This is a genomic window from Paenibacillus sp. MZ04-78.2 (assembly GCF_024213375.1).
In the GTDB taxonomy this organism is placed as follows: domain Bacteria; phylum Bacillota; class Bacilli; order Paenibacillales; family NBRC-103111; genus Paenibacillus_G.
Map to the genome: position 1 here is coordinate 17,889 of NZ_JANAVJ010000013.1, position 20,305 is coordinate 38,193.

Genomic DNA, 20,305 nt, shown 5'->3' on the forward strand with positions numbered 1-20,305 from the left:
AAATCAGATATTATGGATTTATTATATCTATAATTGAAGTAAAAAAATAAACACGCAATGAACCATTCTTTTTCTTTTACAAAAGGGACTCGTCTTAAGCCTGCATTTGCTTTTGGGCCACATCCACCAATTTCGTATTTTTGAGATGCGACTCCATCTTCTCTTCCGCTTCCTTCATGACAGCTTGAATCAGGCATGCGTCGCCGTGGACAAAATCGCACTCAAATAAGGAGGCGTTGCCTTCAATGGCATGGATAATATCCAGAAACGTAATGTCGTCTTTCGTGCGGGATAGCCGGTAGCCCCCGTTAACCCCGGACACCGATTCGATCATCCCTGCTTTCACGAGCCTCGTTAAAATTTTGGAAAGATAGGTCGGTGATACGCCTTGGGATTCTGCTAAATGCTGGACACCTACCGGCTTAACCGGTGAAGCGGAAACAAGCGTAAGCATGGTGTGCAGAGCATAATTCGTCGCTTTGGAAAATCTCATGACCAACACCTCGATTAAAGACTTATGGTGTCTATAATATCTTTGAATCAAGTGCGTGTCAAGTCGCGCCGATCACTTCAACCTTCTTGACACAAAACACCGCCAGGTTAATTACGGCATTAATCCATAACTCCGAGTTGAATAATGCTTACCTTTTCTCCTGCAAGGACGCCGCGGCCTCCCGGTGGAATGACCATGAAGCAGTCGGAATCCTTGATCGAAAGCATCACGCTGGACTGATCGGGTCCTGCCATTTTGACATATACCTTGCCGTCTTCGATATAGCTTTTGGCCCGCACGAATCGATGATAGGCGTTGACTTTCGTAAAATCCTCTCCTAAGAACGCGGTTGCTTCCGGCGGGAGAACGTCCTTCTTCCCTTGCATGCCCCAGAGCACCGGACGAACGAACAACTCAAATCCTACAAAGCAGGCCCCCGGATTCCCGGAAAGCGCGAAGAGAAACTTGTCCTTCACCACGCCAACCGTCGTGGGGCTGCCCGGCCGCATCATCACCTTGTTAAATAACGTCTCCCCTTCCCACGCATCAAAAATATCGACCATAATATCGTAATCGCCTACTGAGACCCCGCCTGTCGTAATGACAAAATCCGCCATGGAAAGAGCGGCGGTTATTTGCTCCATGGCCCGTTCGACATCGTCGGGGATGGATTCCATCAGGACCGGGATGCCGCCTGCCTCCCGAACTTGCGCTGCCAGCATATGCGTATTGCTGTTCCTGATTTTCCCGGGCTCCAGTGGCGCATGAACGCCCAACAATTCCGAGCCAGTCGCGAATATAGCTACTTTGGGGCGCTTAAATACGTTAACCGTTCCCACGCCGAAGGCAGCCAACAGGGCAATTTCGCCTGCGTGTATGTTCCTCCCCTTTTCCAAGACAAGCTCGCCTTTAGCCAGTTCAAATCCGGTTAAGGTTATGTTTTGACCTTCCTTCTGTTCTTTTTTGATCGAGACGAACGTTTTTCCATCTTGCTCGAAGCATTCCGCAATCTCAAGCATGACGACCGCGTTTGCGCCGTCAGGCACCATAGCACCCGTCATAATCCTCGATGCCGTATTCCCCGTTATCGCTTTCGTCGGCGTCGAGCCGCAAGGAAGGCTCTCGATGACTTCCAGAACAACCGGCTGATCGGAAGATGCGCCGATTGTCGATTCCCACCGTATGGCAAACCCGTCCATACCCGAACGGCAAAAATGCGGCATAGGGTCCGGTGCGAATACATCCACCGCCAATCTCCTGCCGAAAGCTTCCTCCAATGGGACGTGCTCGACGTCTCCCGGCCGAATATGATGCTGAATCCTCTTTTGCGCCGCGTCAGGTTGAATGGCGTTCCTGCGAAAGCGGTTCGAAAGCTGTGAACGTTCCATACGATCCTCCCATGTGCGACATTCTCCCGGAAGCGGTCCGTAACGGATATACGCCAGTCACACCATTTTATAAAAATGCGCTACCCGATGACTTCATCGAATAGCGCGCGACTTCGCTCCGTTTAGACGCATTCTTCAAAGTAAATATGATAACGCAGGTTCGCATGAAGATCATGCGAAACAAAGCAGTCTCTTGCTTCGCTGCGCTCCAGCTTAGTCAGCGAATCGTCAAACAAAGGTACCGAAAGGAACTGATCGGCATTGAAGTAAAACTTCAAACAGGTCCGGTCATCCGCGAGCGCTGTCTTGAACAGCGTGAATGGCTTGGGCTGCGTTTGTTCTTCGCCCGAGAGATCCTCAATCCATACGGTGATCCGGCTTCCTTCATACTTGGATAACATCGTTTCCCATTCCATCATAAGGCACCGGCTTTGACTTTATTTTTGCCGCAATGGCTGCATTCCGCATGTTCCTTCACTTCGACCTGCAACCGGTAGCCCTGCAGCCAGGCCCAGAAATGATGCGCTGCCCGCTCTTCGAGATAGGCGAGAATGTCCTCGTCCTTCTCCCAAGCTCCTATACCCGTAACCTCTGCAATGACGTAATCCAGACCGTCGGCCTGTTTCGGCTCCAGGCTCCATTTCGTATGTCTCGGAAACAAGCTTCTCAACTGATCGTCAATGATCTGTGCAAAAGGCTGTCCGTGAGCGTCCGCCACTCGTTCCCGAATAAAGCATAAATCCATGAAAAACTCGGACTTCCTCATTTATTTTTCACTTCCTTCTTGTAAATAAATAAGGCAATCGGAAACATAAGGACGTTTAATGCAGCGAACAGGATCACCAGCTTATAGTTTTCAAAATAATAATGGTTAACCGTATACTGCGTAAAAATGATATTGAACAGCAGCACGATACTCAGCAGGATGACGCCCCGATAGCTACGCTTCATACCGCTTCACTCCCGTTGCATAAATTGTCGGCCCTTCGACAGCTACGATAATTTCCGGCAGCGGCCTTCTTGGCGGTCCGGCAGTCGGAGCGCCCGATTTGGGGTCAAAAAAGCCGTGATGGCAAGGGCAAACCATTTTTTTCTCCTCGCCGTTCCAAAAGACGGGGCATTTCAGATGAGTACACGCATTTTGATACGCTTTGTATTCATTCTCGCCCAAGCGGATCAACAATGCCGATTCGTGCTCCTCCGGATAAGCAAATTCGACTGCCTCCCCCACCTTCAATGCTTGAACATCGACGATTTTCTTTTTGGGAAGGCTTTTTTTGCCGAGCCCCGCAAGCTCTTTGGCCGCCAGTCCGCCCCAAGGCAGCGTGGAAATGGCAAACACTCCTGCCGCCCCCACCATCGTCTTCATAAAGCCGCGCCGGTCCAGGGTTCGCTCATGATTTTTATGAATGTTATGCGTATAATTGTCTTCGCTATACGGAACCTTGTTGTTCTTCTCTTGATCCATGCGGTCCACCCGCTTTCTAATAATGGTCACATTCCTTTATCGTCGATTCAGAACAGCTTCTGCTTTCCTTGGATAATACCGGGAAGGCTAATCTTGACATGAGTCTCCCCTTCCAGAGGCTCGAACGGCTGCTTGCTGGCGAGCCATTTGCCCAGTCGGTGCTGCTCCCGCTTCTCGGCCAGCTCGTTCTCGTCGATCCACTGCAGCGTATTGGTCGGGCAAACGGACGCGCACATCGGCGGGATGCCATCCTTCGTACGGTCGTAACAAAGATCGCATTTATACATCAGGTTCTGTTCTTCATCGAATTTTGGAATCCCGTAAGGACAGGCGATCGTACAGTTTTGACATCCGATGCATTTCTCGACGAGAGCGGACAGCACCGCTCCTTCTTCCGTGATCTGGATCGCTTGCGCCGGACAGCTTCTGGCGCATGCCGGGTTAACGCAGTGCAGGCACATCAGCGGAATCGTCTGCCGGTCCACCAACGGATTGACATCATAGACGTAATTGCGGTTCCGTTCGTCGTGGCCGCCGCATTGCGTACAAGCGGCGAGACAGCTTCGGCAGCCGATGCAGTTGTCCATTTCGATATACAGTATTTTTTTCACAGCAGTGCTCCCTTCGTCCCATCCGCCAGCTTCTCAATCTGGGCCGCGCAAGCTTTAAATTCCGGCATTCGCGACATCGGGTCCAACGCAGCGATGGTCAACAGATTGATCGACTGCTCATGTCCGAAATGATAAGGGACAAACACGGTATCTTTACGTATGGCTTCGATGATCTTCACTTTAAAGTACGCTTCGCCGCGCCGGGTAAACAAGCGGACGGTTTCTTCGTGCTCGATACCGTACAGCTTGGCCGTTTCCGGGTGAACCTCGACGAACGGCTCCGGGCACATATCCCGCAAAAAGGGGATTCTCCGCGTCTGGTTTCCGGATAAGTAATGATAGACGACCCTGCCGGTGGTCAGCCTGAGCGGATACTGCTCACACGGCTCTTCCGCAGGCGGGCGGTAAGGAAGCGCGCATATTTTCGCTTTGCCGTCCGGATGATAAAACTTCTTATCCAAAAACATATAGGGAGTTCCTTGATCCTGCTCGTCCCGGCAGGGCCAGAATATTCCGTTTTGCTTCTCGATTTTATCCCACGTCGCCCCGTAGTAATCCGCATATCCGCCTTTGGACGCAAGCCTGAATTCGTCCGCGACTTTGCTGGCCGTCGTTAGATGACGGAAATATTGGCCTCGGCCGAGACGTTCGGCCAGCTCCACTTGAATGAGCCAATCCGGCTTCGACTCGCCAAGCGGCTCCTGAGCCTTATTGATCTTGATGATCCGGCCTTCCAGATTGGTCACGGTGCCCTCATCCTCCGACCACGTTACGGAAGGAAGGACGACATCGGCAAATTCCGCCGATTCGGATAAGAACATATCGCAGCAAACCATGAAATCCAGACTTTTCAGCGCCGAGCGGACGTAATTTAGATTCGGAGCGGAAACCGCAGGGTTGGAGCATAACAAATATAAGCCGCGGATCGTTTTTTCGGTCATCAATTCGAACATCTCATAGGCCGAAACGCCGGGCTGCGGCATCTCTTCCGGCGAAATTCCCCAGACGCTGCACACTTCCTGCACGTGCTTCGGATTGGTGATTTTGCGGTAGCCCGGAAGCGCATCCGCTTTCTGTCCGTGCTCTCGGCCGCCCTGGCCGTTACCTTGGCCTGTAAACGTGGCTACGCCGGATTTGGGCCGGCCGATTTTGCCGGTAACCAGGCACATGTTCGTATAGGCCGATACGTTGTCCGTTCCTTTCTGCTGCTGCTCGATCCCGCGCGCGAACATGACGATGGCATTCGGCGCTTTGCCGTAGATTTCGGCGGCGCGGATCAATTTCTCCGGCGCCACGCCCGTAATTTCACTCGTATACTCCGGGGTAAAAGCCTTCACAACCTCCATCGTTTCTTCGAAGCCGTTCGTATGCTCGCGAATAAACGCTTCATCCACATAGCCTTGCTGAATCAGCAGATTCACCATGCAGTTCGCCAGCGCCAGATCGGTGCCGGGCTTGAGATCGAGATGGACGTCGGCCCGTCTCGCAATCGGGGTTTCCCGCGGGTCCGCCACGATCAGATACCCGCCGCGATTCTGCACCTCCCACACCCGGAACATCGAGGTCGGATGGCAGTCGGCCGTGTTGCTTCCGGCAATAAACAAGCAATCCGTCTGGTGAACATCCGTCCATGGCAGCGTAGATCCGCGATCTACCCCAAGGCTGCGCATGAAACCTGCTGCCGCGCTGGACATACAGAATCTGCCGTTATAATCGATGTAGCGCGTCTGTAGGGCGACGCGGGCAAATTTGCCGGTCAGGTAGCATTTCTCGTTCGTCATGGATACGCCGCTGAATACAGACAACGAATCTTTGCCGTAGTTGTTCTGTAGCTCCGTGAACTTCCGCGCGATCAAGTCGTAGGCTTCGTCCCACGACGCTTCCCGGAAGCCTTCCTTCGTTCCTTTCTTCGAAGCGTCATCCCGGATCAACGGCCGGAGCAGCCGGTCGTCATGGTTCGTTTGCTGGTAAGCGGTGACGCCTTTGGGGCACATTTTACCCAGATTCACCGGAAAATCGTACCTTGGCTCTACGCCTATAATCGTGTTGCTATCCGTATCCACCCTCAGATGCATGCCGCACTGCATGCCGCAGTAAGAACAGTGGGTCGGAACCAGCTTTTCCTTCGGATGATGCTTATTTTCAATCTCGCGGTAAAATTTATCCTTTTGCATTCTGGTTCGCCTCCTTGACCTTAATTTCGTGGGTTGGGACACCCGCAAACCGCGACATGCGATACTTCCGCCGGCAAGGCAGGCACAGCTCGGCCAGGTGAAAGCCTTCGTCCATCTTGAATTCAACGCCGCTTTGCTTCAACACTTCGATCACATCGTTCGATTGCTCGGCCGAAACAAATCCGGTGCCGCACACCTTACAGGCTTTCATTTCCTTCTCCCCATAGTGCTCCCGGTAATTTCGGGCGAGCACGCTCACCGGCCGGAACGGAATATGCGCCAGCTTGCCGAAAGGAAGATAGATTAGCGTAATAATGACGGACCATTGATGAATCAGCGTAATGACCGGATGGCCCCAGCCGTGCAGGAACATATTCGCCCCCGTGAGCATCAGTCCCGTAATGCTGATAAACAGGAGCAGGTACAAGGGGAGAAAATCGTATACGAAGGTTTGCTCCGCTCTCGCCTGCATGTTTTTGATACGCCGGTACAGCGCCATACACACGCCGGCGATGACCATGAAAGCTGTAATGTTTAGTGCATTGTAAAACAAGTAGGCAATCCAGCCGTCCGCTTTGACCCGCATGATGTCGATGCCGAAGCCTACAACCGTGTAGGTTCCGTTATTCTCCATCGTAAAGTACATCCATCCGAATACGAGCGGAAACGTAACCAGACAGGCGAGAACACAGCCCCACCCCAGCAAAATGTGCTGGGTCCAGCGGTAAATACCGCGGTTCCATATAAACTTGTAGGTGGCCAAATGCTCAACGGTGGTTTGCGGCGTGCTTCTGCGAAACAGCAACCGAAGGCCTTTCTTGATGATGACCTTTGTTGGCGGACGCTCGGCCCAAGCGATAAACCGGTAGAAAAAGCCTCCGATAAAAACGACCGTCCCGACCATGTACCCGTATAAAGCCAAGTCGATATGTGTAAAAAAGCGGGACCCGATATACATCAGAATGATGAGACAAACAACGGTTAAAAAGTACATCTTGGCAAATTTGGATGCAAACGCCCGGTCCATGTTTTGACCTCCATAATTCGTTTTTGGTCACTTTCATTAAAGCATCGCCCTCACTCTGTTGACTGTGACGGAAGTCACAAGCCTGACCCGAGAAGGGGATTTTGTTTAAAAAAACATACATCACTCCGCGGCAAGGGCTTTCGGTACATAAACGCAGTAAGGATCGCTTTCCATATAATCTCCGGTCACGGCATAGGCTCTCGCCCTCGAACCGCCGCACAATGCCTTGAATTCACAAACCCCGCATTTTCCCTTTAACCGCGACTTGTCACGCAATGCGGTCATGACCGGAGAACTGCGATAAATTTCCGTTAGCGGCCGCTCCCGGACATTGCCGCATACGACAGGCAAAAATCCGCTTGGGTAAACATCTCCGGTATGGCTGATAAACACAAACCCGTCTCCGTCATTTACCCCCTTCGGCGCGCGTCCGAGAAGATCCGGGCGTTTCGTCCCCATGGCCGCAACCTGCTCGCCTGAACGCTGCCTCTCCTGCAGGAGAACCCGCCGGTAATGCGGCGCTTCCGTTGCTTTTACGCCATACGGCATCCTTTGCTGAATCTGACACAGCCATTTCATTACTTCTTCGTGCTGCTCCGGGGTGATGATATCTTTCACCATCCCGCGTCCGGTGGGCACAAGGAAAAATACGCTCCACAGCACGGCTCCCATCTCCTTGACCTTGTCCGCGATCGCTTCCAGATCATGAAGATTATATTGGGATACGGTCGTATTCACCTGAATCGGGATTTGCTGTTCTTTTAAGTATTCGATCCCTCTCATGGTCAGATCGTAAGAACCCTTCGTTCCGCGAAAATGGTCATGAATCTCCGCAGAGGAGCCGTCGAGACTGAACGCCCACCGCGACAGCCCGACTTCCTTCGCCTTCCGGACCGCTTCGCGCGTCACCTTCGGTGTGGCGCTCGGCGTCATGGAGACAGGAAGACCTTTCTCTTCGATCGCATAGCGGGCAAGCTCGAACAGATCGGGCCGCATTAACGGATCTCCGCCGGTAAAGACGAATAGCGGATGATCCATCTTGGCGATCTCGTCGATAAGCTGCTTCCCCTCTTCGAAGGACAGCTGTCCGGGGTCCGCTCCATACTGTGCCTCCGCGCGGCAATGCAAACATTTCAAAGCGCAGGCCCGGGTGACTTCCCATATGACGATGAACGGGTTCTCGCTGTAATTCCTTTCTTGGATAAGGGGCTTCAATAACATTCCTCCTTCTCATTTGCAATCTGGAGAGAAAGCATGAATATTTTTATTGATCCGAAGCATCCTAAGCCAAAGCTCATGAGAGCATGAACCTGCAGCCGGTTCACTTTAACGCCATCGTAAAGCATCTGCACGATTCGCTTGCCCATTTCGGCGTCAGCGAGCAGGAAATCGAGCAAGCCTTATCTCATGTCGCCTAAGTAAAAGACGATGTGCTGCATAAATAGGGAATGACAAGGAAGCTGAGAAAGACCGCAGACTTGCATAGGTTTGAAGCTTTCTCAGTTTCTTTCTTTATTTATTTCTTAGCTTTGAAATGTCGCTGAACATCCCCGCGTAATGTTTCACTTCGCCGGCGTCGTTTTTAATTGCGCTGATTGTCAGCCATTGCAGGTACTCTTCGCCGTTTTTCCTCCGGTTCCATATTTCGCCCTGCCAGAAGCCTTGCTCTTTGATCGTTTTCCACATCGCGGCGTAAAAATCCGACGGCTGTTTGTCTGATTTTAAAATGCGCGGATTTTCCCCAACGACTTCCTCCTGCGTATAGCCGGTCACTTTGGTGAACGCCGGATTCACCTGCCGGATCATCCCCTTCAAATCGGTGATAAGAATGGCTTCCGCCGTATTTTCAATAATTTCCGTAGCCAACCGAAGCCGGTCTTGGTAATACATCCAAAACACAAGGACAAGGCTGACCAAAGCAAACTCGGACAACGCCATGAATCCGATGGCATAATGGCCCGTCAAGCTAAGTAACGAAGTGAGAATCAGCGGCGGGAAAAATCCCCCGAGGCCGCCCATGGCGGAAACGATACCGTTCACCAGCCCGGCCTGCTTCAGGAAATAGAGAGGCACCAGCTTGAAAATCGTGCCGTTTCCCGTCCCTGCGCAAACCGCGATCAGCAGACAACCGACGGTATAAAGCTGAATGCCCGGCGCGAAGGAAAGCAAGATGCCGGATAAGGTCAGCCCCCCGAATACAAACATCAGAATGACGAAAGAATTGAACTTGTCGCCGAGCCATCCGCCGATCGGTCGTGCCGCTGTCGCGATCGCGATAAATACAGCCGTTCGGAGGCCCGCGTCCGCCTTGGCCAATTCGAAGTGGCTGACGAGAAAGTTCGGCAAATAGATGGTGAACGCGACGAAGCAGCCGAAGGTGATAAAATAAAACAGGCTGATCGCCCACAGCCGCGGATTGCGGTAGATTTCCTTCATCTGCTCCCGCACCGGAGTCACGACCTTCGGCTCCTTGCGGTCGCCAAGAAAAACATGAAGGAGGACAAACACGGCAAGCAGAATCAAATACAGCTGTACGGTGGCCGACCATCCGATCGAGCTTGCGATAACGGGAGCGCCGAACGCCGACACCGCCGTCCCCAGGTTGCCGATGCCGTAAAGCCCGTTCACGGAACCGTGCTTTTCCTTCGGATAATATTTCGGCAGCGAAGTAACGCCGACCGAAAATACCGCGCCGCCGATGCCGAGGAAAAAACCGCCGATGAGCAGATCGACGAACGTCGTTGCCTGGCTCACATAATAGACAGGAAGCAGCAGCAGAACAAAGCTGATGGCGAACAGCTTTCTCGCACCGTATTTATTCGTCCAGAAACCGATCGGAATCCGCAGGATCGAACCCAGAATCACGGGCACGGCCGTTACCCAGGACAGCTGTCCAGGGGTCATCGGGATGTCCGACTTGATGAAAGGCATGAGCGAAGACAGAATCACCCACACAGCAAAACCGAGAATGAGACTTACCGTTTGCAACGGCAATTGGAGCTTTCGAACATCCATCTTATTTCCCTCCACTCTTAGTGAAAATTGTCTTTTCATTAGGAACATATTGAAAATAACATTTCTCATTATTTCTTCACTGTGATTTAAATCATCATGAACCGTAATTACTCAGTGAAAAATGACACCCTTTCACAAAATGCACACAAAATATTTCAAAAATCGACATTCCGTTATCCTGCACCCGTGCCGATCCGGTATGATTCGAGTCACATAAAAGAGGTCGCCTCCCATAGACGACCTCTTCTTGCAAATCCGCTTGTTAAGATTCGTTGGCGGGATGGCTTACGCGCTGGAAAAGAATGTTGTTTTCCAAATGGATATGCTGGAACAAATCCGATTCGAGCCCTTGCAGCTTGTGGAACGCTAGCGTGTAAGTCCGGCACGCGCCGGCCGGCAGCTTGTAATCGCTCGTGACGGCTCTCATCTCGTGCAGAAGATTGCCGACGCCGCTGTGATCCGCCTCAAGGTCCCTTATCGCATTCGCCGTTTTCTCCGCAAGGGATGGGACCGGATGGTTCTCCCATTCCCTAATTAACGGAAAGACAGTCGCCTCCTCGGCGATCAAATGCTGCTCAAGCTCCATTTTCATCTGATGAAAAAGCATATGAAGCTTGGCGAGCTCGCGGCGTTCCGGACCGTGTACCCGCAAAATTTTGGTGATGAATTCGCTTAACACAGGGAGCTCTCGCTGCAAATACATGTGGTGGGTGCTGACGATATGATCGATTAACCGACTCGACGATAGCTTGCGCCAGTCCGTGTTAGGATCGGTTCTGTTCTTCGCTTCCTCGTAGAACCGGTTCAATTTTTCGATGAAAGCTTCTTCCTCGATGTTTTTCTGTCTAAGCGCCGTTGTCAGGGGGCGGCCCCCGCCGCAGCAAAAGTCGATGCCGTGCTCCTGAAACAAGTTGCTGGACCCGGGAAAAGCAGTTACGATTTGTCCGATCGTTTCGGAACCGTTAAAAGTATTGCTCATTGGTTTGACCTCCTTTTGACATGACCGTTTATCCAGTGATCATGTTCTTGTCTAAATTGTAATGCAATGAGCGTAAGCCTACTGTGTTTGCAATCACGTTTTTTCGGCTCTCCTAACCCAAAAATGAAAAGTCCAAGGTTCGTTGCCGGTAAGCAACAAAACTTGGACTTTTTCCAGAAAATGAAGCTGAATTCAACTATCCTTCTCAGCCTTCATCGTTGAATGATCGCAGCGGAAAGAATTAAGAACTGCACCGCACCCACAATTTCAATAATTCCCGCCTTCCAGGGCCGAATCGGCTTGCCTGCGAAAGCGAATGCCCGCGCAGCGGAATACGCATATGCGAGGATCATCCACGGATAGCCTGCCGCCCACAGGACGAATGGGAGCAAACCGTGATACGCTCGCGTATAAGCGATCCATCGCCTGTTCTCTCTTTCGCGGAATACCGCCTTCACAAAAAAGACGCTGCTTGTAAAATGCAAAAAGCTGAACAGAACGACCGACGCCATCATCCGGTCCCATCCTCCCCCGCCTATCAGGTAAGCGGCGGCTCCCCCGATGCTGAATAGGAGGACGGCGCAAAGATCGTTAATCAGTGCCCTTTCGGATTTGTGTCTCGTATGCCATATGTTCACCGAAAGCAGTACAAGAAGAAGCGGGCCGAAATAGAGCAACGCCGGATGGCTGAAAAGCGGCGGGACCAAACAACAAGCCGCAAGCAAACCGTAAATTGTCCCCCATTTGATCCAATGCCGCCGATTCGTTTTATTTTTCATGGATTGAAGAAAAGGATAAGACGATAGATAGAGAAGCAGCCATCCCATAAATAACGGCAGATGCATTAACTGCGGCTGCCCGGCGAACATGCCAAGCAGAAAAGGAACGCTCACCATCGCCCAACCGCCGTGTTCATGAGGAATCACTATACTTCGCTTTTTCATGGGACAGCCGCTCCTCTCGCACCTTATTGCACAACCATCATATAATTGTCTCCCATGCTTGATCTATGATCTTGTTCACTTATCGCGTAAATGACTTACCTACTACATCCAACCAAAAAGACCCCCGTCTCCAAAAAGAGACGAGAGCCTATTGCTTATCCCGGGTCCGCTTCATCCAAAACCAACGTACCGGCTTCCACCACCCCCGGCTCGCTGCGACTGTTCGTCCTGAACTACTGTCCCGTTCATCTGTGTTGGCTTATTCGATTTGTGGAACAACGATCACGTGCCGCAAAAGGTGCGGTAAGGACGGTTGGATGCCGCAGGCAGCGTGCAGTATTCCGCCTGCTCGGGAGCGTGCGCGTATGGATTCGACAGCGCCTGCACAAGCCGCTCCATCACGCTGTAATCTCCCTGCTCCACCGCGGCATCCAGCGCTTCTTCTACCCGGTGGTTGCGCGGAATAAGCGCGGGATTGCTGCTCCGCATCAACTGCTGCGAGGATTCCTGCGGCTCTTGCTGCCTGCCCCGTCTTGCCTGCCACAGCTCGTGCCACTGGGCGAATTCCGTCGTTCCGTTGAACGCTAACTCCTCATGCTTATCGAACGTTAAAGCCCGGAACGTATTCGTATAGTCCGCCCGATGCTTTTGCATCATGACGAGAAGGTCCTTAATTAGAGCTTCGTCCTCCGGCTCTTCGTTAAAAAGGCCCAGCTTCGCCCTCATTCCCGCGAGCCAATGACGACCGAACAGCTCGACAAAATCGGAAATGGCATCCTCCGCCAGCCGGATCGCCTGATCCTCGTCGTCATGCAGCAGCGGCAATAAGGCTTCGGCCAATCGCGCGAGATTCCACGCGGCAATCGACGGCTGATTGCCATAGGCGTAACGGCCTTGAACGTCGATGGAGCTGAACACCGTTGCCGGATCGTAGGCATCCATGAAGGCGCAAGGACCGTAGTCGATGGTCTCCCCGCTTAGAGCCATGTTGTCGGTATTCATCACCCCGTGAATAAAGCCGACGAGCTGCCATTTGGCAATCAGCGCGGCCTGACGCTTGATCACTTCCTGAAGCAGGGCAAGATAGCGGTTCTCCGCCGCGTCAGCCGCCGGATAATGCCTCTGTATGGTGTAATCCGCCAGGGCCCGGAGCTCCTCAACGGTGCCCCAATTGGCAGCGTATTGAAAGGTTCCGACGCGCACATGACTCGCGGCCACGCGGGTCAGAACCGCGCCGGGCAGCTCGGTTTCGCGGATGATTTCCTCGCCGGTGGTCACTACCGCCAAACTGCGTGTGGTCGGAATACCGAGCGCATGCATCGCTTCGCTGATGATGTATTCGCGCAGCATCGGTCCAAGCGTCGCCCGACCGTCGCCTCCGCGGGAATACGGCGTCCGGCCGGAACCCTTGAGCTGAATATCTACCCGGGTCTTGTCGGGGGTAATCTGTTCGCCAAGCAGCAAGGCCCTACCGTCACCCAGCATGGTAAAATGCCCGAATTGATGCCCCGCGTAAGCCTGAGCAAGAGGTGAAGCCCCTTCGGGAATACGGTTACCGGCAAACACCGCTACGCTATCGCTGCCTCGCAGCGCCTGAGCGTCCAACCCCAAGGATGCCGCTAACCGCTCATTAAGAACGATCAGCTTCGGCGAACGGACAGGGGTCGGGTCGAGCTTGGAATAAAACATTTCTGGCAGACGCGCATAGCTGTTATCGAAATTCCATCCTGCTTCCGGGATTACTTTGTTCTCAGTCATCGGATCTCCTTTTTACCGTTCAAAAATTAGTACGAGGCCGCCGCAATAGTGTTTACTTCTACCAGTTTATTATACACTTTCCAGCGCGTTTAGGCATATGAAACAAAAAGAAACCGCCGGCAGGACGTTTGTCCCGCTGGCGGTTTGCGCTTCGCCGTCTCAATCATGCAGCCACCAAGAGCAGGCAGCTTTAACCGATCACCTTGACGACGTTCCCTTCGGAATCCTTAATGTGCGTTTTTACAATTTGAATCGCAATTCCCGGTAAAGCGGAGAGCTCAATCACGCTTTCCTTAGGCAGCAATTTCCGGCTCAATTCCCCGGCCGTCGCATCATCCAGCGTGAATAGGATCTCTTCCTCTCCAACTTCGCATTCCGCCTTCTCGCCCGCTTCAAACACGACCCGGATCTCCGGACCGAACAGCGTCAGCTCTTTCCCCTTCAGAATGCGCCCTTGAAGCAGCTTTCCGATGATTTCGGCTTGCTTGGCTCCCAGCGTAAGCGTGGAAGGCGACTTGCTAAACAAGCCCTTTTTCCCAGGCTCCCAAGCTAACTGATCATTATATAAAACACCGGTATTCGAGCCTTCCTCTTGCATTCCTTTCTGCACGGCTTCGGCAATGGCCGGAATCCCCAGATGCGAAGCCCGTCCCAAATCCGTGATGTAATGAGGCATATGATTCAAGCAAACGGAGAGCACGCCAAGCGTATTCCACGTTTGCATCGCTTCGAGCTCGTCGCGCGTAATCCCGACCATCTGCACAAATTGCACCCGCCCGTTCGGCGTATCGATGGCCGGAAGCTCCGGGTCCTCGACGAAAGCCAAGGCGGTCAGCTGCGTATCGGCATCCAGGCAGATCGGACCGTTGGCATCCAAGTAATCGCCCGATCTAAAAATATTGCCGCTTTTAAACACGTACCTCGCCATATTTTGGAGCAGGTTCAGCGCCCAGGCCGGAGGCTCTTCCTCGTCTTCCTCGCATGCCAGCCGAAACGTCAATTCGAATCCATAGCCGCTCTCTTCGGCATCGTCCGACTCCTTATCGTATAGCTCCGAAAATCCATAAGTCACGAAATGCCAATGCGGTGTAGGCTCGTCCACCTCATACACACTGATGCCGTCCAGCGGATCTTCTCCCCCCAACATAAAGGGAAGCATCGATCCGTAATGCATCGGCTCTTGATCCCCGTAAAGCCTCGACATTTCCTCATCAATGGCATCCCAGCCCGCTGTGCTTTCTTCTTCGCTCATTATCCGTTCCCTCCCAAAAGTTCTGTCCAAGTTGCCTTAGCAGGCATTCGGAGTCGTATCCCCTCAGGCTTTCATCGCTGTTCCCTGCAAAAAAATCCTTGGGATGGCATCGCCGTTCCTTCAATGCAAGCGCCAAAATAGCCTTAGACGTCAAGAAACGCTTCTAACATAGTAACCCTTTATGGAAAATATATCAATGTGAGCTATCTTCGACTTGATAGAATACAGCCGAGCGGACGCAGGACATGACCTGAACTCGCTCGGCTGTATTTTTACAAATTGCGCCTTTCTATGCTTCTTCCAGTTCTTTGACTTGCCGCCGTTTTCCTATGCCAAAAACATAATAGCTCACAACGACGATCAGAATGAATGCCGCTCCGACAATCAGCGAGACACGGGTATCGGGGTTAAACCACATTCCGATTAGCACCAGGAACAAGAAAATGATCGTGATGTAGTTGCTGACCGGGAAGAAAATAGACTTAAACGGATGATCCTTCAAGCCGTCCTTCCATTTCTTTCTGAAATTAAATTGACTGAAGGCCAACGCAAACCACGGCACCATGCCCGGAAGAACACTGGCACTGTAAATATACAGGAACAATTTGGAGTTGGGAAACAGGTAATTAAACAGAACTCCGACTAACAGCAATGAAATCGTGGTAGCGATGCTATTCCTCGGGACGCCGCTGCGGGATACTTTTCCGAAAAATTTAGGCGCCTGACCGTTGGAGGCCAACGTATACAGCATTCTGCCCGCGCTGTAAATCCCGCTGTTGCAGCCTGACATTGCAGCCGTGAGAACAACGAAATTAATGATGCCCGCAGCGGCGACAATGCCTATCTTGGCAAAGGTCATAACGAAGGGGCTGCCGATTTCGCCGACTTGGTTCCAAGGATACAGCGTGACGATGACAAAGACCGCGCCTGCGTAAAAAATCAAAATGCGCCAGACGATATTTTTGATCGCTTTGCGTAAGGTGAATTTCGGATTTTCCGCTTCACCGGCGGTAATCCCAACCAATTCAACGCCTTGATAGGCGGCCGTCACGATGCAGAGGGCAAATAAAAACCCTTTCAATCCTCCGGCGAAAAAACCGCCATGCGCGTAAAGATTCGAAAGGCCGATGGGCTGTCCTCCGTTGCCTAAACCGAAGAAGATCATGGCCGTTCCAACCACAATCATGGCGACGATCGCGACGACTTTGATCATGGCGAACCAAAATTCAAATTCTCCGTATAATTTGACAGCCGCTAAATTGGCCGCCGCAATGATTGCTACGCCTGCCAAGGCCGGCAGCCATTGCGGAATGTCGGGAAACCAATAGCCGACATAAATGCCGATGGCGGTCACTTCCGCCATGCCCACCGTTAGCCATAAGAACCAGTAGCTCCAAGCCGTCAAGTAACCGGCCAGAGGGCTGATATATTTATGAGCGAACGTAGCAAAAGATCCGGTCACCGGTTCGAGAATCAGCATCTCCCCCATGATCCGCATGACAAAAAACACAATAATCCCTGCTAATAAATAGGCCAGCAATACGGACGGGCCAGCCCATTTTATCGTGCTTGCCGACCCCATGAACAAGCCGACGCCAATCGTGCCTCCGAGCGCAATCAGTTCAATATGCCTCGTCTTCAGTCCTCGGACTAATGTCTTAGATTCCACAAAAATGCCCCCATTCCATGTATGTTCTCCGACCACATTTTTTATGTATTCAACAAATATTGTCATTATCCTCCTGATAAAGGGAAGCAGCGCAGAAATTGTTGCAGGGTCCGCCAACCAGGCGGTAACGCAACATTTCCGTCTTAAATTAAAAAAAGACACGTGCCTCTAAAGGTCGTGTCTTGTGCAGGATTGGGCTTTTGGAAGCCCTCGATTTTTCTTATCTCGGAAAGCTGCCTTTTCATGTAGGAATCCCACAGATGATGACTGTAGCAGGCACAAGGCCATCCGCACATCCTTACGTATAAAAAATGAGACTGTGACTCACGCACAGTCTCATTCACATCCGTACCCGTACTTTACAACCACGCCGGTTGTTCGTTCCCATGCTCGATTCGCACTTCATTATCGCGATACACGGCAATAAGCTTGCCTGTTACGTCAGCAGCGAACAATACCGAACGCTCCGCTTCAATCGTAAAACGGTACTGCGCGCCGTTAGCCGGGTCCTCAATCTCCACATTCGCAGGATGAGCGTACTCGGATACGAAGACGAAGAGCGCCCCCTTCGCAAACGAAAGCTTGCGTCCATAAATACCTGCAAGCTCCCCGCCCCGCCGCCATACCATTTCGGCCTGCACACCGGCTGCCTGGACGACATGCTTGTACAGCTCGCGAATCGGTTCAGTGCGGTCGTTCAATTCGACCGGCAGCGGACACCAGAATAGGCGTCCCATTCCTAGAAAAACGTCGGTCAACCGGGTACCACCGGACGACGTATCCTCTTCGGAAATCCCTTTGCCCAGCTCGGCGATTTTGCGGCGTCCGAACGAGACGGAATGGGCATTCCCGTCAATCATCAGCTGCTCTTCCCGGCATACGTTCCCTTCCCGGTACGGACCGAACGGCTCACTGAGACGCCCGGTCGGCCGCCAATATTCATCCAGCCCGAGCGGCCCTGTGAAGAGCAGCGTCCCGCCTCGGGTACGGATATGCTCGACTAAAGTCTCCATCGCCTGGTCGCTGAAATTGTGCGCGCTCGGAACGACGATCAGCTTCGGGCAGAGCTCGGATAGCGGCCCGAGATCATATTCCCCGACAGCGAAAAACGGACATTTCAGCTCGTAAGCAAGCACCCGGGTCAGCCGGGAAGTCGCTTCGCAGGCGAGCCTGCGGTTCGAGAAGTCGTTCGAATACGGGAAGACGACGCAGATTTCCTCCGGTTTTCTTCCGGTAAACAAGTCGCGGATTTCGTTCATAAAGCGGCCGAAATCGTACGAAACATCCGCCTCCGGCTTCTCCGTCCCGTCGGCCCGTAGGGCGCCGATGTTCGACTCGTTAATGTTGTTCATGTAATAATTCGTGTTCCAGATCCATTGAATTGCTCCGGCGGCACCGGTAGCAAACGCATACGCATATTTGCGCTCCAGCAAATATTTCAGCTCGCTCTCCGACCGCTTCGCCCGCCCGTCCGGCGTCTCCAGATACATGATGCCGGTTTCCTGCACCAGATTCGGCTTCTCCACCACCTTGGTAAAAATGCCGTCCCATACCAAATCGTCATTCAGCCACCACGAATGAACCGACGTGTAATCGACCTCGGAGCCGTAGAACAACGGCGACGGACGCTGGCCGCCTAGCGCTTCGTCCTGCCCGACCGTAATAAGCGCCCCGGGATGCAGTGCGCGGATCGTACCGCTTAGACTGCGTATCCACTCGTTGTGCATCTCCATCGTAAACAAGGTGTAGTCGAGCCAAGGCGCTCCCCTTTTGCCTCTCGCCATATCGTGCACGTCGAAGTTGATCTCTTCCGGCGCGGGCGGACTGGCCGCCTCGAAGGTCGGCAGCTCGGACGGCGTCATGCCCCAGCGCTCCTGCAGCCGCCGCACCGAGCCGTGCCGTCTTTGCAGCCAAGCGGAATAGGCCGTACGCTCCTCCCGGTCGCGCACCGGACGCGGACCGGCGAACACCCGCTGCGGATCGAACAGCGAAGGCTCGTTGATCAAGTCCCAATGCACGTTTGTCGTATAGCGATGCCGCGATACGATACCAGCCAGAAACCGTTTCTGCGCTTCCACGCTCCGCGGGTCCAGATACGGATTCGCCCCTTCCCACGCCTCCGGCGCAAACGTAAAAAACGTAAAATTCACTTCCAGCCCGTGCCTTTTCGCCGTAAGAATAAAAGCGTCGATCGCGCGCAGCGCCTCCTCGGACAGATGGCCGTCGACGAACATCACCTGCCGGTGCGCCGTCCAGATTCCGGTCCGGATGAAGTTGATTCCGGCCCGCTTCATCTGCGCCATATCCCGGTTCCACACCGACACATTCGGCAGAAACAGAAATTTCCGCGCTACATCCGAGCTCATGTAGGTCATGCCGACCACCGGCATCGGACGACCGTCCTTCCAGAAATAATCCCGGTCGCACCGCAACGGACTGCCCGTGCGAAGCAGCTCTTCGTCCCTTCCCCAGAAGCCTTGCCGCAGCATGCGGACCTCGCCGAGGTCAGACTCCGCTCTACAGACAATCTCGTACAGCCCCGGCTCGACGGAAACCGGCAGCAGCAGCTCTGCGAAGCTCTGCTCGCGGGACACGGCGGCCCGAAGCTCCCCCGACCATAACGGGTCCGCCAGACCTCCGCCCGCGTTCGCTGTCCAATCCTCCCGGCGGACTTCGATGGCAAAGCGCCAAGAGCGGCCGGCCGGGGCCGTCCCGTCCGTTCGCCGCATGCCCTGCATTTGCAGCTTCAGCTTCGGCCGTTCGCCCGGCTCGTACGACGCGTAGTTCGTTTTGAGCGTCAGCTCGGTCACGCCGAGCGCGCAGTACGCCGCCCATTCCGCAAGGGCCGCAGCCCCGCCCTTTTCCCAGAACAACGCTGTCGCAAGCTGGTGAACGAACAGCCAGCGGCCTCCGGCGAACTCGCCTTTCGTATTTTCCAGCAGCACTACGGGAGCGGCGACCTCTCGGCCCTCGGACGAGAGGCCTTTCAGCAGCGGGTACAGATGCGCGTCCATCGGTCCGGCCGAGCCGCTTTCGTGCGGTTGGTCGTCATGCCGCGTTACGTGGAGAATGAGGCTGTAGGTCGGCTGAATCTCAAACAGCGGCTCTTGCCCGCGCAGCAGAGGCACATCTTCGCTGGCCACCAGCTTCGCGACCGGAGCCGGATCGACCGTCATCGCTTCGTGAATGCGAAGCTGCCGGTGATAGGCCGTTTGCTCCGCTTCGGCGTGCCATGCTCCGTTCTCACGGTAGACCGGAATGCGGAACGGGGCTCCGCCCATGCTAACAAGCCCGCCTCCCCTTTGCAGAAATTCCAGGATCGCACCCCACGCTTCCTTCGGGAAATAAGGGGCATGGAGATTCACCAAACACTCGGTTGCCATGCCCGCGAGCGCCTGCGACAGCTGCTCCGCCCGGACCACGCGGAAGACGCCGGACAGCCGTTCGAGACCGGCTTCATCCATTCGTTCCCCAAGGAAAGGGAACTCCGGATCATACAATACGATAACGTTGTCCATGCTGACTCC

Annotated in this window: 17 protein-coding genes and 1 pseudogene; 1 reads left to right on the forward strand and 17 read right to left on the reverse strand. The window is 53.4% G+C overall.

Annotated features, from left to right (window positions below):
- Positions 1-94 precede the first annotated feature (94 nt).
- The 10 genes from NLX71_RS12030 to NLX71_RS12075 form a co-directional block, all read right to left on the reverse strand.
- The gene (locus NLX71_RS12030; RefSeq protein WP_254363882.1) at positions 95-493 is read right to left on the reverse strand and encodes an Rrf2 family transcriptional regulator; all 399 of its coding nucleotides are present in this window, start codon (positions 491-493) and stop codon (positions 95-97) included.
- Positions 494-612: 119 nt separating this feature from the next.
- On the reverse strand, positions 613-1,881 hold the full coding sequence (locus tag NLX71_RS12035; RefSeq protein ID WP_254363883.1) for a molybdopterin molybdotransferase MoeA: 1,269 nt from the start codon (positions 1,879-1,881) through the stop codon (positions 613-615).
- A gap of 122 nt (positions 1,882-2,003) precedes the next feature.
- On the reverse strand, positions 2,004-2,300 hold the full coding sequence (locus NLX71_RS12040) for a hypothetical protein (protein WP_254363884.1): 297 nt from the start codon (positions 2,298-2,300) through the stop codon (positions 2,004-2,006).
- Complete coding sequence (locus NLX71_RS12045) at positions 2,297-2,626, reverse strand: hypothetical protein (protein ID WP_254363885.1); 330 nt, start codon at positions 2,624-2,626, stop codon at positions 2,297-2,299. The genes NLX71_RS12040 and NLX71_RS12045 overlap by 4 nt, the downstream gene beginning before the upstream one ends.
- 17 nt (positions 2,627-2,643) lie before the next feature.
- Complete coding sequence (locus tag NLX71_RS12050) at positions 2,644-2,832, reverse strand: hypothetical protein (protein ID WP_254363886.1); 189 nt, start codon at positions 2,830-2,832, stop codon at positions 2,644-2,646.
- Positions 2,822-3,349 (reverse strand): Rieske 2Fe-2S domain-containing protein, encoded by a 528-nt coding sequence (locus NLX71_RS12055; protein WP_254363983.1) that lies wholly within the window; start codon positions 3,347-3,349, stop codon positions 2,822-2,824. Before NLX71_RS12055 ends, NLX71_RS12050 begins: the two co-directional genes overlap by 11 nt.
- Positions 3,350-3,396: 47 nt before the next feature.
- Positions 3,397-3,960 (reverse strand): 4Fe-4S dicluster domain-containing protein, encoded by a 564-nt coding sequence (locus NLX71_RS12060; RefSeq protein ID WP_090671013.1) that lies wholly within the window; start codon positions 3,958-3,960, stop codon positions 3,397-3,399.
- The gene (locus NLX71_RS12065; protein ID WP_254363887.1) at positions 3,957-6,134 is read right to left on the reverse strand and encodes a molybdopterin oxidoreductase family protein; all 2,178 of its coding nucleotides are present in this window, start codon (positions 6,132-6,134) and stop codon (positions 3,957-3,959) included. Before NLX71_RS12065 ends, NLX71_RS12060 begins: the two co-directional genes overlap by 4 nt.
- Positions 6,121-7,161 (reverse strand): hypothetical protein, encoded by a 1,041-nt coding sequence (locus tag NLX71_RS12070; RefSeq protein ID WP_254363888.1) that lies wholly within the window; start codon positions 7,159-7,161, stop codon positions 6,121-6,123. Before NLX71_RS12070 ends, NLX71_RS12065 begins: the two co-directional genes overlap by 14 nt.
- A 120-nt stretch (positions 7,162-7,281) precedes the next feature.
- A complete protein-coding gene (locus tag NLX71_RS12075) occupies positions 7,282-8,376 on the reverse strand; it encodes a TIGR04053 family radical SAM/SPASM domain-containing protein (RefSeq protein WP_254363889.1) in 1,095 nt (364 codons plus the stop codon).
- 71 nt (positions 8,377-8,447) lie between these two features.
- Here NLX71_RS12075 and NLX71_RS12080 point away from each other — a divergent pair.
- Positions 8,448-8,579, forward strand: a pseudogene (locus NLX71_RS12080) (globin family protein); the annotation flags it as partial.
- Positions 8,580-8,673: 94 nt separating this feature from the next.
- Here the strand turns inward: NLX71_RS12080 and NLX71_RS12085 are convergent.
- From NLX71_RS12085 to NLX71_RS12115, 7 genes are all read right to left on the reverse strand, one after another.
- Positions 8,674-10,176 (reverse strand): nitrate/nitrite transporter, encoded by a 1,503-nt coding sequence (locus NLX71_RS12085; protein ID WP_254363890.1) that lies wholly within the window; start codon positions 10,174-10,176, stop codon positions 8,674-8,676.
- 262 nt (positions 10,177-10,438) lie between these two features.
- Positions 10,439-11,155: an iron-sulfur cluster repair di-iron protein gene (ric, locus tag NLX71_RS12090; protein WP_254363891.1), complete on the reverse strand. Its 717-nt coding sequence runs from the start codon at positions 11,153-11,155 to the stop codon at positions 10,439-10,441.
- Between the two features lie 212 nt (positions 11,156-11,367).
- Positions 11,368-12,099 (reverse strand): YwiC-like family protein, encoded by a 732-nt coding sequence (locus tag NLX71_RS12095; protein ID WP_254363892.1) that lies wholly within the window; start codon positions 12,097-12,099, stop codon positions 11,368-11,370.
- A 282-nt stretch (positions 12,100-12,381) separates the two neighbouring features.
- Positions 12,382-13,857 carry a protein adenylyltransferase SelO gene (locus NLX71_RS12100; protein ID WP_254363893.1) on the reverse strand — a complete coding sequence of 492 codons (1,476 nt, stop codon included), beginning with the start codon at positions 13,855-13,857 and terminating at the stop codon, positions 12,382-12,384.
- Between the two features lie 190 nt (positions 13,858-14,047).
- Positions 14,048-15,109, reverse strand: a complete 1,062-nt coding sequence (locus tag NLX71_RS12105; protein ID WP_254363894.1) for a suppressor of fused domain protein — start codon at positions 15,107-15,109, stop codon at positions 14,048-14,050.
- 289 nt (positions 15,110-15,398) lie between these two features.
- On the reverse strand, positions 15,399-16,778 hold the full coding sequence (locus NLX71_RS12110) for an amino acid permease (RefSeq protein WP_254363895.1): 1,380 nt from the start codon (positions 16,776-16,778) through the stop codon (positions 15,399-15,401).
- A gap of 359 nt (positions 16,779-17,137) precedes the next feature.
- A complete protein-coding gene (locus NLX71_RS12115; RefSeq protein WP_254363896.1) occupies positions 17,138-20,296 on the reverse strand; it encodes a beta-galactosidase in 3,159 nt (1,052 codons plus the stop codon).
- Positions 20,297-20,305: the final 9 nt, after the last annotated feature.